Source organism: Herpetosiphon sp. NSE202, from assembly GCF_042688385.1.
Taxonomy (GTDB): domain Bacteria; phylum Chloroflexota; class Chloroflexia; order Chloroflexales; family Herpetosiphonaceae; genus Herpetosiphon.
Genome location: NZ_JBHUPY010000012.1, coordinates 356,247 through 373,293, shown reverse-complemented (window position 1 = coordinate 373,293; position 17,047 = coordinate 356,247). Strand labels below are relative to the sequence as shown.

Annotated in this window: 15 protein-coding genes; 2 read left to right on the top strand and 13 right to left on the bottom strand. The window is 44.0% G+C overall.

The features are described from left to right. From ACFMKP_RS16105 to ACFMKP_RS16060, 10 genes are all read right to left on the bottom strand, one after another. Positions 1–126 (bottom strand): hypothetical protein, encoded by a 126-nt coding sequence (locus ACFMKP_RS16105; protein WP_382293094.1) that lies wholly within the window; start codon positions 124–126, stop codon positions 1–3. Further along, positions 127–1,380 (bottom strand): terminase large subunit domain-containing protein, encoded by a 1,254-nt coding sequence (locus ACFMKP_RS16100; RefSeq protein WP_382293092.1) that lies wholly within the window; start codon positions 1,378–1,380, stop codon positions 127–129. Beyond that, positions 1,349–1,981, bottom strand: coding sequence for a terminase small subunit (locus tag ACFMKP_RS16095; protein ID WP_382293090.1), 633 nt, complete (start codon positions 1,979–1,981; stop codon positions 1,349–1,351). The genes ACFMKP_RS16100 and ACFMKP_RS16095 overlap by 32 nt, the downstream gene beginning before the upstream one ends. A gap of 161 nt (positions 1,982–2,142) precedes the next feature. Continuing rightward, complete coding sequence (locus ACFMKP_RS16090) at positions 2,143–2,907, bottom strand: N-acetylmuramoyl-L-alanine amidase (protein WP_382293088.1); 765 nt, start codon at positions 2,905–2,907, stop codon at positions 2,143–2,145. 3 nt (positions 2,908–2,910) lie between these two features. After that, the gene (locus ACFMKP_RS16085) at positions 2,911–3,306 is read right to left on the bottom strand and encodes a hypothetical protein (protein WP_382293086.1); all 396 of its coding nucleotides are present in this window, start codon (positions 3,304–3,306) and stop codon (positions 2,911–2,913) included. A gap of 13 nt (positions 3,307–3,319) precedes the next feature. After that, positions 3,320–3,820, bottom strand: coding sequence for a hypothetical protein (locus ACFMKP_RS16080; protein ID WP_382293084.1), 501 nt, complete (start codon positions 3,818–3,820; stop codon positions 3,320–3,322). Positions 3,821–3,988: 168 nt separating this feature from the next. Continuing rightward, on the bottom strand, positions 3,989–4,255 hold the full coding sequence (locus ACFMKP_RS16075) for a hypothetical protein (RefSeq protein ID WP_382293082.1): 267 nt from the start codon (positions 4,253–4,255) through the stop codon (positions 3,989–3,991). A gap of 122 nt (positions 4,256–4,377) precedes the next feature. Further along, positions 4,378–4,620, bottom strand: a complete 243-nt coding sequence (locus ACFMKP_RS16070; RefSeq protein WP_382293080.1) for a hypothetical protein — start codon at positions 4,618–4,620, stop codon at positions 4,378–4,380. 446 nt (positions 4,621–5,066) lie between these two features. Then, a complete protein-coding gene (locus ACFMKP_RS16065; protein ID WP_382293078.1) occupies positions 5,067–5,564 on the bottom strand; it encodes a hypothetical protein in 498 nt (165 codons plus the stop codon). A 148-nt stretch (positions 5,565–5,712) separates the two neighbouring features. Then, on the bottom strand, positions 5,713–6,621 hold the full coding sequence (locus ACFMKP_RS16060; protein WP_382293076.1) for a hypothetical protein: 909 nt from the start codon (positions 6,619–6,621) through the stop codon (positions 5,713–5,715). Between the two features lie 188 nt (positions 6,622–6,809). Here ACFMKP_RS16060 and ACFMKP_RS16055 point away from each other — a divergent pair, with 188 nt between their 5' ends. Beyond that, the gene (locus ACFMKP_RS16055) at positions 6,810–7,811 is read left to right on the top strand and encodes an HNH endonuclease (RefSeq protein WP_382293074.1); all 1,002 of its coding nucleotides are present in this window, start codon (positions 6,810–6,812) and stop codon (positions 7,809–7,811) included. Between the two features lie 12 nt (positions 7,812–7,823). Next, positions 7,824–8,915: a competence protein CoiA family protein gene (locus ACFMKP_RS16050; RefSeq protein ID WP_382293072.1), complete on the top strand. Its 1,092-nt coding sequence runs from the start codon at positions 7,824–7,826 to the stop codon at positions 8,913–8,915. A gap of 2 nt (positions 8,916–8,917) precedes the next feature. On the opposite strand, the gene ACFMKP_RS16045 is transcribed toward ACFMKP_RS16050, so the two are convergent. From ACFMKP_RS16045 to ACFMKP_RS16035, 3 genes are all read right to left on the bottom strand, one after another. Continuing rightward, complete coding sequence (locus ACFMKP_RS16045; RefSeq protein WP_382293070.1) at positions 8,918–10,675, bottom strand: reverse transcriptase domain-containing protein; 1,758 nt, start codon at positions 10,673–10,675, stop codon at positions 8,918–8,920. A 5,262-nt stretch (positions 10,676–15,937) separates the two neighbouring features. After that, positions 15,938–16,312, bottom strand: a complete 375-nt coding sequence (locus tag ACFMKP_RS16040; protein ID WP_160319515.1) for a helix-turn-helix domain-containing protein — start codon at positions 16,310–16,312, stop codon at positions 15,938–15,940. Positions 16,313–16,557: 245 nt separating this feature from the next. Further along, on the bottom strand, positions 16,558–16,941 hold the full coding sequence (locus ACFMKP_RS16035; protein ID WP_382293068.1) for a helix-turn-helix domain-containing protein: 384 nt from the start codon (positions 16,939–16,941) through the stop codon (positions 16,558–16,560). Positions 16,942–17,047 lie beyond the last annotated feature (106 nt).

Below are 17,047 nucleotides of genomic sequence, written 5' to 3'. Positions count from 1 at the left end.
CTAGTCGTTGGTGATAAACCGCTCAATCATGCTCATAATCAGCCAAGCTGGCGTTACCTGGCTGATTTCCTCAACCACCCATAGCCCTTGTTTACGATTCCGTTTTTCACCGCTTTTGCGTCCCATTTAGACAATCCCCCGCCGAATACGCCCAATGATGTAGCGTTCAGCGTCCATGAAGTGGAAAGTCGATTTGTCCTCAATCTCCTCGGTCGGCTCGCCTTCCTTGTCCAGCGCTCGGCTATAGCTGCCTTTTTCAGCGAGATAGCCCTCGCAATCATCAAAGACAAATATTTCATTGCGCGCATGAGCACCAAAGACTCGATTGATGCCAATTTCAACTTCTTTGATATCGGGTTCGTTGACAGGCAAGCCAGCCATCCGAAACTCGCGCCGCCATTGGCCTTCCGACTTCGAGCCGCCCACACAGAGCGGAATCATTGGTTCGCCTTTGCGCAGGTCGCGCGCATGCTCCGCTGCCGTCTTTTCGCCTGCCTTGTATTCACGATACAGGTACAGCTTTTTACTGGTTGGCTCCTCGGCGTAGAACAATCCGGCGGTATTCACCCCCCCGAAGTCGAGGCCAAGGTAGCGCTGCCAATCGTCTGGGATCGTGAAGCGCGGAACCTTGTGAATCTCCGGCTTGAATGACCCATAAATCAGCCCAGCAGGCCGCTCAAACAAGCCTTGATAAAACATTCTGAACTTCCACAGCGGAAGCTCGGCCTTGGCCCGTTTATATTCCTCGCGCGGAAATACCGGATTCATAATTGAGGCGAAATTCACCACCTCAATCGTTTTGTCACCTTTCAACCACTTGTCGTGCAAGACCTTCAGCCAACCAAGGTCATAGGGTGTGGTTGTGATCAGTGCTCGGCCTTGATTGAGCGAGAGCCGCCGCTGGAGCGCTTCCCAGCTGGCGAGCTTGAATTTCTTTTGGCCTGCTTCGTCACACCAGACGGCTTTGGCAGTTGCTGATTCGAGTGATTCCGGATCAGCCGCATAGCCAAAAAACACCGTGGTTGTATCCGCATTGAGGCCAAACATGCGCTTGGCTCCGGCCTTACTGAATTCAAACCGCCGAACGGGCGATCCGTAGTAGCGACCAAGCTTCAGTGTTTGTTCGAACAAGCGCCGGAATTCCGGCAGGGCTTTAACCTCCAACAAGGGATAGGTGGGCGTAACCACCATATAGTCGCCAGGGCCACGGCGTTTGATCTCGCGATACAGCCATTGCGGCCCGAACGATGTTTTGCCTGATTGCGTCCCAGCAATAACCGCGATGAAGCGGCGTTCCGACTCCCAAGCCTGCGTCTGCCCATAGTGCAGATCAAGCTCAAGCCGACCCTTAGTCGTCGTCCAGAGCTGGGGGAGGCTCATGGCTCTTCTTTACAACGATTTCAGAAATTTCAATTGGGCCACCATCCTCGCCCGTGACTTCCGCGCGATCCACCCACATCGCGTGGTATTTGCCCAGCGTGGTCAGTGCATCCTGCGCGTTATACAACTCAATTGATTCACCTTTTGGCCCCGTTGAATACTTCTTAATTAGGTGCATCTTGCCCAGGTTTTGGGCTTTGACGAGGCTGAGGTAGACGGCTGGACGCATAGCCTTTTCCTCGGTTTCCTCCAAAATCACCTCTTGCCCTTGGCGGCCCTTGTCGTCAACGCTGATCTGAATCCGGCGTTTTTCGATTGTTCGTTCTTCCATGCCGATAAAAAAGAAATCCTGCATGGTGCTGCGAGCTTGCTGTGCGAGCCGCCCCAAGATTTCGGCTCTTGGCATGATGCTGTCGAGTCGGCGGTTAATCTCGGCTTGAATCTCAGGTTTTCTCAGGTTTTCCGATCCGATTGATGCCGCTGAACGTTGAGAATGGCCCGCACGAATCGCTGCCTGTGTGGCGTTGAAATCGACCAAATATTCATCAACAAAGCGCCGTTGTTTCGCCGTCAATGCTTTTTCTGCTTTGTTGGTGGTCATTGGTCACCGCCTCGGTCGTGTCGCCGCTGGCGCGGCGGGTAATAATACGTTTGAGTTTTAGGGTGCTAGATCAAGGTCTCTGAAAAATCGCCATAAATCGATATTGATAGCGATCAAAAAGACATACACGAAGCCGAGATAGCTCAGCGCACACCAGATCATTAGCCTATCTTTCGCGATGTTGTAGGGTGAACAAAACCACGCATGTCACCACTGTTCAGCCATTCATCAATTCCGGCGATTGATTGACCACGGGTAATGCCGTACACATCAAACTGATAACCAACCGGATAGACCACGGCAATTCCTGCTTGGGTCGTGGGCGCTTGTCGAACGTTGGCCCCATCTGGGCTAATAACTTCATAGCGACCAAGGCGATCCGTTTCATTTCTCCACGTTTTGATCTTGTCCATCAGCGGGATGCCTGGGCATTCGCTAGGATTCCACTCCTTATGACCCAATGTTTTGGACTTCGCATGAAACCCGCGATCATCAGCCAACGCATTGAACAGTTTGATCATGGAATCCCATTGTTTATCCGCTGGGCGTTGCTTGCCACCAATAGGCGCATGGACGGCAACAGTTGTGTTGTTGCCCGTCGCATTGCCACAATGCCAAAGGATGTCGCTCTGGTTGCGCAGCCAGTAGATCGTCCCGCTCGCCCCAACGGCGTAGTGGTACATGACCCCATGGCCATAAATAGCTACGCCTTGAGCATAACCCCAAATTTTCCCAACGTGATACTTCGCAATTGCCTGAAGATGCCGAATCTCCGCGCTTTCAAGCACGGCAATATCGGTTGCGTCACCGTTGTAATGCACTGCACTACCACCAATGCTGTTCAATGACCGTGTAATGAGATGGCGCGATGGGCGACGCAACAGCAGATGCCGAATATCAACAACTGGCAAATCAAGGATACCCATTGGCTACACTCCGTCGGTCACAACCGGCACGAACGAACTATCAATCACCATTGGCCGAAGGCGCTCTTGCTTGGCCGCCTCGGCCTCAATCAACGGTGTGAGCGTTTTTGGGTCGAGGGAGATGCCAAACCGCTTGGCATACTCGATGGCAGCGTTGACCGCAACGTCTTTGGCCGATTCCCATGCGTTCTCAGGGGTAAAGCCTTGCGCAGCAGCGGCCCGTTCGCCGACCTTCACGGCGGCATAAAGAACCGATTGTTGATGTTTGGTCAGTTTGGAATTAATGAAGGCTGTGCCAAGTTTGATCAGCGCTGGGCCTGAGCTGGCGATGATGCCAAAAATGATCGAGAGTAAGATGGGAACAAGGGTGTTCGCGATGGAATTGACGGTTGCGAGCATGGGGTGCTTCCTCCTACATGGGTAATGGTTGGTTGGGCTTCGTTTGGGTCCGGCTCGGCTGCTCTTGTTGCAGCACGGTGAAAATGCGGGCAACATCGGTCTTGATGTCGGTAACGCCCAGTTGGTTGTCAGCAACGCCTTGGCTAATGCGTAACAGTTGTGCTTGGGTCAGCAAATCACTATCGAGGAGCTTAGTCTGAATAGCCTGCATCGTCATAATGACCTGGACATTGACCTCGGCATTTTTCTTGTAGGCATCGAGCAATTCGCCATCATAGGAATGTGTCAACAGATCGAGCTCTTCTTTGCGTAAGCGAGCTTCGCGATCGTCATCCTCTTTCTGCTGCTTTGCCTTCGCATCAGCACGGGTTGGATTGAAATACTCTGCAATGTGATCAAGCATTTTTGTAATGGATGGCATTGCAGCCTTCCCAAAGAACACGAGCAGCACGATGATCACGCTGAGCAACCCGTTACTATTCACCAATTTGATGATTGACTCAGCCTCGGCCATAGAAAAAATCCTTGAAAACAACAAAAACCCGCAGGATCAACACGCCCCAAATACATTCGGGGAGTATCGACCTTGCGGGTATCGCATCAGTCGTGCGCCTAGTTGCCTAGGTCGCCATGGCTAGCCCAAAAGCAGGCTAGTCACACAAAGAGCGAGCTTCGCTCTTCATTAATTAGTGGTCGGCGCGAGGATGATTTTCGCCAGTGTTGGCTGGTCGTCTGCGTAGTCCACTTCCATCGTCGCCGTCAGAGATTGCTTGGTTGAAGCAAATCGTTGTTGTTTGAACGTTTCACCATTGCGCTGGCAGCGTTTGAGAAAGGAAAGCGCTGATTCGTTGTTGTTGCGTTTAATGGTGACTATTCGCGCAACCTCGGGCCAGTTGCCTGGCGATTCCAAAACAAAAATAACTTTGCCATGAAATCGTGCTGTCATCATGACCTCATTTGGTTGCGTCGATACGATTGCGGAAATTATAGCACGCATGTACTACTTGTCAATAAAATGTGGCAATTTATCCCACATATCCCACATATCCCACATATTGAACTATCACACTACTATTTATGATCGTTTTTAAAAAGCTCTATTAAGTGCTCAGCAATAGCTTCGATGCCGGAAACTTTCCAGTCTAGTCTAAACATTTCGGCAATATCATAATCTAGACTCCCTGACCAGCGATAGGTTACTGGTACATCACCTTTATAGATAAATAATTTATATCCATCCCCTTCACCAAATACCCGGACCTCATACTGCTCACCATTGTGTTCAAAAGGGTAGGAATTGATCGGTGAAGCCATGATATCTCCTTCTTAAATTCTTAATTAGATAACAAATATAATATCAAAATCCTAACGAACATTTCAAAACAAACATTTGTGCTTAAACAAAAACACCACCCACCTGGGCGGTGCTTGCAGTCCCCTCGCGAGGATTCAGAATTTTCAGTCGGTATGTTTATCGGAGCTACAATCGTGCGCCTGATGAAGCTTTAATCCTCTCACGAAGATTGAGGTCGTTCGAGTCAAATTTTGGCAGAGCTACCAGCAATAAAAAACTGGTGAGTTTTAATCCCCTCACGAGGATTGTGGTCTTTCGAATACCAAGTTACCGATAAGGATTGCTACCAAACGCCAATGTGGTTTTAATCCCCTCGCGAGGATTGTAGCCATTCGAATGACAATTTGTACTGACTCTATTTTATTTAATACTCAATTCTCGATGAAACTTGATTGATACTATGAATTTAATCTGTTAATGAGTTTATATTGGGTAAAATTTCTGTCTTCACGAAATCTCTAAATTTACTATTGAATCCGATTCTTGTATGATATAGAATAGCTACAATTCGAGGATCTGAAAAAGTATGTCCCATACTATCTTTCCATTGCTTCCATATTTCTTCAGGAATCATATTCTTTTTATATTGATAGTAGATAGCCTCATATTGCCGAATAAATAATATAAGATTAAGAATCGAACGAGGTTTAACAGGCGCTGTACCAATTTTGGCCTGACCGAGATCTAAATGGTGTGCGGTAAGATCTATCATTTCGCTATCATCCATAACTATTTTCCAAAGATCACGTTCAGAATCGGCTATGGTTTGAATTGCATTCGCTTCTTGATTATCTTTAATATTTTTAAGTTGCTTATTAATATAAAAAAGCCCGATAATTGTTCCCGATGCTCCAATGGCCGTAGCCACTGCGCTTAATCCAGTCCAAAACAGAGACCAATTCATGGTAATCTCTCCTCGTTCTTTATTGGTAATTACGGCTTCTATAGTGTATCAAATCCCCAACACACCATGCAAGACAAACATTTGTGTTATTCAGGTATAGGTCGGCAGCACTATCTAAGTGAGGAGGTGATGCTGCCGACCTATTTTATTAGCTTTCGCAGCCAATACCATCTTTATCGCGATCAAAACGGTGTGGATCGGGTGCCAAAACTCTAAATCGACGATATGGGATGTCGCCACAATCGAGATCTGGCGGTGGTGGTGCAATACAGACATCAGGATAGGAAGGATCGCATCGTGGGACAGATGTTGGGGTAAGTGTCGGTGTTGTAGTTGGAAGAGCCGTTGCTGTCGGTAGTGGAAGCCCTGTTGGTTGCGGCATCGGAATTGTGGTTGGCTGGGCTACGCTTCGCACTTCGCTCCCAAGTAACCCTAGCAATACCTTAAACTCATCAGGATTATTGGGATGCCATTCAAATCGGGCACGCTCAAACCACTGCGTTTGGACAGTATCTCCATTCGCATTCGTTTCAGTGGCTACACTAGTAAGCGGGAGGCCAAAAAGTTGTAATGATCGTGCGTATACATCAAGCCCAGGTATCGTTAATCCATGCGATTGCCAGTAGCTTTTGAATCCTCGGTTTGGAGCTTGATCACAGACATTATGCCCGGTCTCCTCAAACCACAAACACCCTGGGATTGGTCCAGCTTCGCGGGCATTAGCAGTGCGACCGAGTTGTGTCAGTCGCTCTTTTCCAAGCAATCCTAAGAGCACTTCATAAGGAGTACCAACATTTTCCGGATGGTACTCAAAGCGATTGCGCTCTAGCCATTGTGTTTGATAGACCATCCCAGTATCGGGATTAGCTTCACCTGCAGCTGCGCTAATGGGATAACCAAAAACGGCGAGACCGCCATTAGCTTCCCAATAATCCGAGAATGGATCATCAAGGCAAAACGCTGATTGTGCAAAGCAAAGGTTGTGTGCATTGGCTGCTTGTGGAAGAAGCAGGACGATGAGACTCAGAGAGCATACAAGGAAGATGAGCCGACGCATGCAAAGACTCCTTAACAAACTGATGGTTATCTTATTTAGATGCAATTTTCGTGCATTTTTTGTATAGGAACAAGCAAAATATAGCTTTATTTATGGGTGAGGAATATAATAGACCATACTATACTAAAATTCACTCTCTATCTAGTGCTTCTAACTCGTAATCGTATTGAGTATTTTTAGGAGAAAGTATGACGGAGACTGTTGACTTTAATGAGGTTGATCACTGGCGCTCAGTAGTGCTGTATGGTCTGAATACATCGACTTATAAGTTAGCGCTTGCATTGGTCTTACTCGAGACATCACAACAAGGCAAAACAACGCTGTCAAGGGAAGATCTTGCTCGAGCATTTCTAAATCGGTATCAAGAACGATTGAAAAATCCGCTACCCCAACTATCTCATCCATGGCGACAAGCGGTTATGGAGCAAATTGTTACGCGTTATACGAAGGATAGTATTACTGAAGTAGAGGCGATCGATGCTGTAGTACGCCAAGCATTTGATGATGTGTTGCCAAGATTTCATACCGTTGGAGGTCAGCCTCTACCGGTGACATTCTATCAATCAACACCTCATGGTATTGTATTAACTGATGCGATCTTTCATGTACCCGAAAAAACTGATCGGCAGCAACTTATCGAAGAAATTGATGGGCGCTGGGGATTACTAGAGAGTGCTTTTGATCAAAAACGTACCCAAAGTACATTAATCAATGATATTCGTACTTTCTATCTCCAGCGTGGGTATGAGCGACGATCCTTGGCTCGTGTTGGGACAATGCTTCAAGCATACCAAGATGATCACTGTTTTTACTGTAGTGAGTCGCTGCTTGGCCAGCAAGCAGCAGTTGATCATGTATTGCCACGCCAAGTTCTTCAGCATGATGCGGTATGGAACTTAGTCATTGCTCATGAGTTTTGTAATTTGGATAAATTGGATTACCTTCCAAGTCTCAAGATAATGGAAAAATTGATTCAACGTAATGAAGCACTCATTCTCAGTAAACACCCACTCCATCAACAAATTATTACTGACCTTGGAAATACATCAACACTACGTCGAAAAGCCACCATGCAATACTATGCAGATGTTCAAAGTGTGATTCCTACAATTTGGCAGGGTATGGATGGAAGCGAACGCTATACCGATCCTTTATATCGAAAGTTAGTTCGTCGATTAGCCACAACATAGTAGGATTTAGCGATGCATCGATTTCAAGCAGAACCAGCTTGGGTTCTTGTCAATAATGCGCTTGCTCATGTACGCGAATTTGCTTATCTTTCGCCTGAAGATAGACCTGTAGCTTTTTGTCCTGTGTGTAATGAACAAGTGATTATGAAGCTAGGTCAGCAACGGGTCTATCACTATGCCCACAAGCATGATTCCTATTGTGATACTACTAAGCCTGAAACAGCATTACATCTCAATACGAAGTTTTACATTGCGAAGCAGTTACAGCAATCGCAATCAATTCTCCTTACTGAAGTATGTCAACATCAGTGTGGAACAACACGAGATACTATCTGGTTAGAAGGGTGGGATGATGTGAAAGTTGAGTATCATACCCATTTTGTCCGTCCTGATATTGCATTACTTCGTAATAATGTGGTTATTGCTGCTATCGAAATCGTAGTGACACATCCGGTTAGTCAAGGTAAAGCCGATTATTTAGCAGATCGGAAAATTCTTTGGATTGAAGTTGCTGGTGATCGCTCGCTCTATGAAGGAAAATCGCCATGGAACCCATCAATACCACTACCAATCTGCAATTCATCAACGATCAAAAACTCATGGATCTGCAATCCATGTCTAGAGCAAGCACAATTGCGAATTGATCAAGAAGCAAAACTACGAGAGCTATCTGAGCAACGGCTGGAAATATCTAAGAAGCAATGGCAGGAACAACAGCGACGAGCCGAGTGGCAACATGCAAATCGTGAAGAAATTCATGCTGGAAAAATGGTTGATTATTACTACGCTTCTGGTAAGAAATATCGTGAAGTATATTATGTTATAAAACGATATCGCGAGAATCGTATCATTACTGTGCTAATTAAGACGAAGCAAGGTAAGACTATTGATAAAGTCGACGGCTCAATGGATAAAATTACTCTTCAGATTCTGAATGAATCACTCAAGAATCATATTCAAGAACTTAAGCAAAGTCCGAATTTGCTAAGGGTAGATGCACGCGAATGGCATCTTTGGATAAAAGGCAATCGTTTTCTTGCCAAAGATATTAGAAGATTTCCTTTTCGATATCGATGGAATCACGATAAGAGAAGCTGGATATGAGATTATTGATTTTTTGATTCTCTTGCTATATCTTGAATGATATCAAATATCAGTTTAAAATTGTGAATACTAAAATTATCAAAACCTTCTTTTTGATTTAAAATATTTGAAGCAAAATCATTTTTTGATAATGCAACATTATCTTCGTTAGAATTATATACATGACTGTCAATAATATAAATCACACCTTGTGATCCTTTCTTTTGAAAGGTAGTATTTAGCTCTCTATCAATATTATGTCTTTTGGTTTTTATATTAAACTCATTGTTAATATATAGCCTTCTTCCTTCATTAGAAAGGGTCTTAATTTCTGTATCAGAATAATAAAACTCTATGGATATAGAATTATTATCTTCATCTAATCGATTTATAGGTACAGGAATAGCAAATGAGAAAACATTGCTGTTATCCCAATGCTTAATATCTCTATTTTGACCAGTTATTTTCTTTAGTATATCAGGTTCATCTCTATCAAACATACAAATTATAGGAATATCATGTTTTATTCTTGAGTTTTGTTCACAAAAAGTTACTAACCCTGGACTACCTTTATCACTATTATTTTCATCAAACTGGATTTCAATATTTTGATAATAACCTTCATTTCTTAATTTATATAATGCATTTTTTAGGTGCATTATATCAGTTTTTCCTTCAGTACAAAGAATAACTCTATATTTTGTATCAAAACTTCTTAAAAGAGATTCTGAGATTAAAGTATTATCAATAGATCCAAGTTGACGATAGAAATTTTGATATAAATGATCAGATTTCCCTCTGACCATCCCTAAAAACTCTATTTTTCCTCGTAGAATATTTTTGAATAAAGCTTTATTTTCTTTTGAAGAATTATATTCACTCATATACTTGTTATAGTACTCCTCTTGCGCCAAATCATAACCAAACTTTTTCCATGCATGTAACATTGCTCGAATTTGTCTAATATAGCGGCGGGTAACATTGACTTTCTCATTTACAACTAAACCTGTTACTTCTTGACGTTGTATATTTGTTTGTAATCTTGATTTGTCAGGATTGATGGTAAAATAATTCTTAGTGATAATTTCTAATAATTCTTCACTAATCTGCAACTTTTGTGTTTCTTCGGATATCATTGCTATACTAGAAGGGAAATTTTTTACATTTGTAGAAAAAGTAATGTCATCAGCATAGCGAGAATAATAACAACGATTTTTTTTAGCAAGATTACGGAGGTCACTATCTAACCTAGAACAGATCATATTCGAAATGATGGGGGATGTAGGTGCACCTTGAGGCAACTTTCCTTGAAAACAACATAGTTGTGCAATAGCTGTTGCAATATCAGCAGTACATTGGTATGGCCACGCCATTAATAAGCCTCTAACTCGACTAAATGTAATTGTCGGAAAGAAGTCTTTTATATCTATATTAAGTATATATCTTTTCCGAATATGGAGTTTTGCATTCGTAACTATACTACGATTTTTTATAAATCCATGAGCAGGGGGATGATTTTTATATACTGATGGATAAATACTTGATAATATAGTAGAGACTTTTTGTTGAATTACTTTTAACGGAGGATTAGGCGCAAATATTTCACGAAATCCGCCAGATTTCTTTGGAATCTCAAACCTTATATAATTATTAGATGCTTTATAAAGATAAAAGTTTAGTGTTTTCTCTTCGATATCCAATAATTGAGCAAGATCATACCTATATATTAGACCTCTAAATCTGTCAGCCAATTCTTCTGTGCTTAAATCTTCTATACTCATAGACATCCAGTTATAGTATTTGATTCTTATAGAGGTAAAAGATAATCTGGCCTTTTGTTGATTCTACCCTATCGCCGAGTTATGTCACAAATATTATGTGGAGCATTGACTCTTTAAGATAGGATCGTGTTGCTAGGCGTTTCTGGTAGCATTTTTATTTGTTGTCGCAGGATCAACGACATCATCAATCAACAAAAGGCCTGTTAGATGCGAATATCCTAGCATAAGTTTAGTTAGTAAACAATAGAAGCTATAATGATCTTAAATAGAGCACAATCAGCCATCATATAGACTCCGTTTTATGCAATTCAGTTATATGCTTAAACAGAAACACCACCCTACTGGGTGGTGTTTCTAGTCCCCTCACGAGGATTGTAGTCTGGCTATTACTCCAAGAACGGCGAGCTACGGAATTCGCTCTTTTCGTTTTAATCCCCTAGCGAGGATTAAGGTCTTTCGAATCTACTCCAAGGCGGGCCTTGTGCACATTGACGGTCGTGGATTTTAATCCCCGCACGAGGATTGAGGTCTTTCGAATGTTGTATGAAGGTTAGCGACGGCTGCAAAAATTGCTACGCGTTTTAATCCCCCAACGAGGATTCAGGTTTTTCGAATCGCCGCTTGGCTCGTGGCCCAAGCTGCTTTCTCGAATATGTTTTAATCCCCCAACGAGGATTCAGGTCTTTCGAATATATAACGCCATCCCGGTGGCCTATCGCACTAGCCCAGCGTTTTAATCCCCTCGCGAGGATTCAGGCCTTTCGAATAGTTAGGTACGGTAGGTGATTGTACCGCTAGCCCGTCGTTTTAATCCCCTCGTGAGGATTTAGGTGTTTCGAATGGATTTAGTAGGATAGGCTTTTGCGTTATATCGGTGGGTTTTAATCCCCTCGCGAGGATTGAGGTGTTTCGAATTGCCGAATCATTCACGCGCCAAAATCACATTGCCTATGAGTTTTAATCCCCTCACGAGGATTTAGGTCATTCGAATCCAACCCATACGAAGCTGCATTTCGGTTCATTATCAAGCAAGTTTTAATCCCCGCACGAGGATTGAGGTGTTTCGAATTTAGCGATGTTGTGGAGTTGGTTCAGTCGTTCGTTATGTTATTTTAATCCCCTCGCGAGGATTGCGGTCTTTCGAATAAGCAGCAAGGTGTACTGCACACCATTCGCCATCTGGTGGCATTTTAATCCCCGAGCGAGGATTGAGGTATTTCGAATTTGGCGGTCGCTATCCGATTGTGCAAGAGGATTTGACGTTTTAATCCCCTGACGAGGATTTAGGTGCTTCGAATATTTGATGACTTCCACAGCAACACCAAGCACAACTATCAGTTTTAATCCCCTCGCGAGGATTTAGGTCTTTCGAATCGCCACTATGGTGGCAATGGGGGCAACGATGATTGAGTTTGTTTTAATCCCCTCGCGAGGATTGAGGTCTTTCGAATTTACATTACAGCAAACAAAATAGATCAAGCAAGACTTCCGTTTTAATCCCCGAGCGAGGATTCAGGTCTTTCGAATGAACGGGGCCTGAGCCTGCGTGGTTACACCATTGATGAGTTTTAATCCCCTCGCGAGGATTGAGGTGTTTCGAATCCTCTCCTTTGAGGAAACGCCCACGCTGGATGCTGTTATGTTTTAATCCCCGAGCGAGGATTGAGGTGTTTCGAATCAACCATTCGACCCACGACGAAACTAACGACGACGAAGAGTTTTAATCCCCTCGCGAGGATTGCGGTGTTTCGAATCCGCGAGGACATCCGTATCTTCACAGACGCTCAATACGGTTTTAATCCCCTCGCGAGGATTGCGGTGTTTCGAATTAATATTAGCCTCATCTGGCTAATGCCTGATTTACTGTTTTAATCCCCTCGCGAGGATTGCGGTGTTTCGAATAAAACTGTCCACCCAGACTATTTACATCTGATCCACTACCGTTTTAATCCCCTCGCGAGGATTTAGGTCATTCGAATTTACCTTCGCGTATAGCGATATGTACGGGGATATGATCGTTTTAATCCCCTCGCGAGGATTGTGACCATTCGAAGACCCCCGAGCAACCATGCCGAAGCGTGAAAACGTTCAAGTTTTAATCCCCTCACAAGGATTGAGGTCTTTCGAATTTCGTAGTAACCACCTACGAACCGATCACGATTGCTCAGTTTTAATACCCTCGCGAGGATTGTGGTCTTTCGAATGGATAATTTCGATTATAGTGGCGTGCAAGTGACTGATTGGTTGTAATCCCCTCACGAGGATTGCGGTCTTTCGAATAAAGCGTCGAGTCTCACGTGAGACTATCACGTTAGCGAGGTTTTAATCCCCTCGCGAGGATTGCGGTCTTTCGAATCGTAGCCAAGGCCAAGCGTGGCGGCAACCTGAGTGTGTTTTAATCCCCTCACGAGGATTCAGGTCTTTCGAATTGACAAAAGAAGAGGGTTTGAAAGCGGTTGACGTATTCAGTTTTAATCCCCTCACGAGGATTGAGGTCATTCGAATCAAAACTGGCGACAACCAACATAGCCGTAATCATCGGCCACCGTTTTAATCCCCTCGCGAGGATTGCGGTGTTTCGAATGGATCGGGCCAAACGGGGATCGCTGCCAAGCTGCTGGTTTAATCCCCTCGCGAGGATTGCGGTCTTTCGAATACAAAAACGCACATTACCAAAAGAATAGTTGCGTAGTAGGTTTTAATCCCCTCGCGAGGATTGCGATGTTGCGAATACAAATATTAAGGCCGTGCGCCTCTAATGTAACTAGTAGGTTTTAATCCCCTCGCGAGGATTGCGGTCTTTCGAATCTTGTTGTGGTTCGCCGTGTGGTGTGCGCTGATTGAGTTTTAATCCCCTCGCGAGGATTGCGGTCTTTCGAATATATCATTATCTATAAAGGGGATACTACCATGGCAACTGCGTTTTAATCCCCTCACGAGGATTGCGGTCTTTCGAATTTAGTCTCCTAGGAGTGGCACTGAATACGCTTAAAATGTATCTGTTTTAATCCCCTTGCGAGGATTGCGGTGTTTCGAATCGATTTATTATCTCTTTATGATTCCCACGATAAAGATGTTTTTTAATCCTCACACGAGGATTGCGGTCTTTCGAATTGATTGAGATTGTCGGGATCGAAACTGGCTATCGCTATGTGTGTTGTAATCCCCTCACGAGGATTTAGGTGTTTCGAATACAAGGAGCCACCGCCATGATCGAACGTTTTTTCCAATACACGTTTTAATCCCCTCGCGAGGATTTAGAGATTTCGAATTCAACACCTGTTGGCACATCATGTTAAAACGGCTAATGTTGTAATCCCCTGCCGAGGATTGCGGTTATTACAATGGCAACACCAACCGGAAAAGCCTTAAATCTACGCCAGGTATTCTAATCCCCTTCCGAGGATTGCAAGTATTTGATTTAGGCGAGAAAACAAAGCTCATGTCAGCGCACTGGGAATGATGTAATCCCCTCACGAGGATTTAGGTCATTCGAATGGCGCTCTAGGTCGAAACCTTAAGGCTGCGTTATATACCGTTTTAATCCTCTCACGAGGATTGAGGTCATTCGAATTTCACATGATAAGGATGTTTCTGGTCTTTCTCTTGGGTTTTAATCCCCTCACGAGGATTTCGGTCTTTCGAATCATGACCTTTCATGGCAACATTATTCCACTCGCTTGGTAGTTTTAATCCCCTCACGAGGATTGCGGTCATTCGAATTCGTACGTATTAGGCAGACCAACAGCCGCGAGAGTGACAGTTTTAATCCCCTCACGAGGATTGCGGTCATTCGAATGGAACTCGTGCAAGCGTCGTATCCGTACGACAAAAGCTGTTTTAATCCCCTCACGAGGATTGCGGTCATTCGAATTATTATTTTTCTCGCTCAATCGTTTAACGGTTTATGTGTGTTTTAATCCCCTCACGAGGATTGCGGTCATTCGAATACATTGTGAACCAAGGCAAGAAAGACATAGGCAAATAAATGTTTTAATCCCCTCACGAGGATTGCGGTCATTCGAATAGCCGCATCATGTGGCCTATACGGGTGAGCAATATGCTGTTTTAATCCCCTCACGAGGATTGCGGTCATTCGAATATACCCTATTTTTTAGGGCTTTGCAAGGCCCTAAATTGAACGGTTTGCGCGGTCCGGTTACATAAGGCTGTTTTGAATCCAATATTGGACGAAAAATTGGTGTCAAAAACGTATTTCATCCCATTAGAAAAGGATCGCGCGGCATGTTCGTAGCATAAGGTATAGATTTAGCAGCTGGTGGCTAGGCTGGAGCAAAGCAACAACAATTGTTCGCGCTATGTTATCGCTCTATTCGCGCTATGTTGTTGGTTTGTTGTTGTTGATAAATGATGCTACGCGCTTTCGACAATAAAACAGCATCATGTGTTGTCGATCTGGCAGTAGCCGCAGCGAGCAACAATAAACCAACAACGTTTGTTGTCGCTTTGCTTCTCGACCCTGTTATCAATTGATAACACTCGTAAACATCCTCACAGAACGCTGTTATCAATTGCTATCAATTGTAAACAATCAGCGCTCTGCCCTGTTTACAATTGATACTGCCACATGTGGAATAATTCTTTTGGGTTAATCGGTGTAAAACTATTCCACGTTTGGATCACTCAAGAGGATTATTTGCAACGCATAAGGAGATAATTACATTAACTATTCCTTGTCTGGAATAAAAATATATTTCATCATGACGGCTAAATTTATGTGCTTTTAATGGTATTTAATGAGGATTTATAAGAATATCGTTAACATATGAGCAAGAAAAGCTATTTGTGCGTGATTCCGGTGTTTGTTGTACTTGCAAAAATAAAACGTTTCAATCATAATTTTTACTATTGCATCGGCATTATTTGCTCACTTCTTCGCTGTCGGTGCTCGCTCATTCACCCCAGTTAGAGGGACAACACCATGTCGTGTGACCATCTTCTCCGCTCAGGGGTTTGTGGAGGGCTTGATCTTGTGGTCAATGCCCGCCGCGTAACCGCTGGTTCAATGCATCATGCCACGCCTGCTGATGCGGATGCCCAGGTTCACCATGTTCGTGTCGGTGTAGAACTGTTGGAGCAGTATTCGGCAGCACACAACAATAAGACCGCTGTGCTTGACTGGATAGAAAGTGTTGACATTGATCGGCAGCTTGTCGACGAGAGTCAATCAGTGGGGGAGCGACCAGTGGTTGATGATCAAAACAAAGCGGGTCGGGGACAACCCGCTTGTCAGGATGGCGATCAGGCGTTCGTCGACGTTTCGACTTTCCAGCGCAAATGAGACAGGATAGCAGCACGATCATCGGGCGAGAGTTGACCCAATAAGTTCAGAAACATGCGTACCTCGGGGACGGCAGTGATGAGGGCTTGGATGGTGGCATCCTCATCGCTGGGGTGAGCGTCCACAGGAATGCCACAGGCTTCAACAAGCTGGCGGATGGGCAGGTTGAGGCTAATAGCCAAGGCATTCAAGGTACGAAGATCGGGCATGACATCGGGCTTATTGATGAGATTGGAGAGGGTTGAAACGGCAATGCCAGAGCGTGTGGCAAGTTCCCGCAACGACCAGTTGCGGGAAGCCAGTTCTTGCGACAGGAGACTGGATAACCCAAGCATGAAACACCTCTCAAGGGAATGGTAATAGGACGAAATTCAGGGATTGACAGATGTTCGATTTAGTGTACAATCCGACACATAATACACGAGGTTGAGGAAACAATCAACCAAGCAAGCACTCCACGTAGGTGGAGCATTTTTTGAATAAAATGTTCGATTTGCAGAACAGTTCAAAAAATAATTAGGAGTATTTATGATTTCGTAATCAAATAAGAGGAGGTATTGTATTAAGGTTGATGCAATCTTTAGACTATATTTTTCTGTCGATACAGACGACGCATTTCAATATATGCCAGAACATCAGCTTGATCGAGAGGAGAAAAGGTCATCATCTCTTCTACAAGACGTTGAAAGTCCGGAATTGCTGAAACAATAGTTTGTAGTCGTTGACCATCTTGTGTTTCAGTGCTAGTAACATCAAAACCACATGCAGCAATAATTCTGGCTAGAGGTATCTCAAAGGCATGAGCCAATGCTGCAAGATTTTCTAATTTTGGTATCTGATTTGGATTTTTGAGAATCTTGGATATAGTTGAGTCAGGAATTCCTGATATTTCAGACAATTTTGTCTGATTCCATTCTCGTGTATCCATCTCAGATTTGATAAGATAAATCAAACCTGTAGTCATTTTTGAGCCTCTGTTGATAGTAAATTAGGCTAATCAGTAATTTATTCTAGGGGATAATAAATGAACCATCTACGAGAAAATTCCACTATACACGGAAATTTGCGTT